Origin of the sequence: Thermococcus sp. ES12 (assembly GCF_012027515.1) — an archaeon.
GTDB lineage: Archaea > Methanobacteriota_B > Thermococci > Thermococcales > Thermococcaceae > Thermococcus > Thermococcus barossii.
Genome location: NZ_SNUP01000009.1, coordinates 1 through 726, shown reverse-complemented (window position 1 = coordinate 726; position 726 = coordinate 1). Strand labels below are relative to the sequence as shown.

The 726-nt window shown below is 37.5% G+C and carries 1 protein-coding gene; it reads right to left on the bottom strand.

What is annotated here, in order from left to right:
• Positions 1–723, bottom strand: a 723-nt coding sequence (locus E3E37_RS10705) for a transcriptional regulator (RefSeq protein ID WP_240921978.1), incomplete at its 3' end; no start/stop codon positions are given.
• Between the last annotated feature and the right edge of the window lie 3 nt (positions 724–726).

Sequence of the window (726 nt, the reverse complement as noted above, 5' to 3'; positions counted from 1 at the left end):
ATAAGCTTCGAGTTCTTCGATTTTTTGAATCAAAGAAATCTTTTCTTCATTTAATCTTTTGATTTCCTCCTCTCTTCCGCGAAGCTGGTCTTCCAGCTTTTTAACTTTCTCTTCTAGTTGTTTAAACTTCTCTTTCTCTATTCTTATGCTTTGGAGCTCCATGAGTTTTAGTTTGGTTTCCATCAACTCTTTCTCAATACTTTTCTTCTCTTTTTTAAGTCTCTCAAAGTCCATCCTTGTTTTTTCAATCTCCTTTCTTAATCTTTCTATTTCTTCTTGGGCCTTTTCAGCTTCCGCAAGTCTTGCAATCTCTTTCATCTTCTCAAGTTCTTTTTTGACAGCCTCATACTCTAATTTAAGCTTCTCGTACTCTTTCATCAATTTTTCATACTCTTCTTTTGCAATGACTTCCTTTAGTCCGCCCTTCTCAATTATTTCAATTGTTTTTATTAATTCATCTAGCTTTCCTTGTTTGATTAGTTCGTAAGTCTCCCTCACTAGCTGGCCTGCCTTACTTTCACCTTTAAGATGTTTTCTTATGGTCTGTTCCGTTCTTCCAAGCTCCCTTGCGATTTCACTTGTCATCATTCCTGCTTTTTCTCTTGCTATTGCTCCAGCTGCAACTGCCAGACTATCAACCCATGTTAACCTCTCCGCTGAGTCCTTAATTAACTCGATAACCTCTGGCCTAAAGAGAGTTGCAAAGAGAAGGATACTCTCCAATAG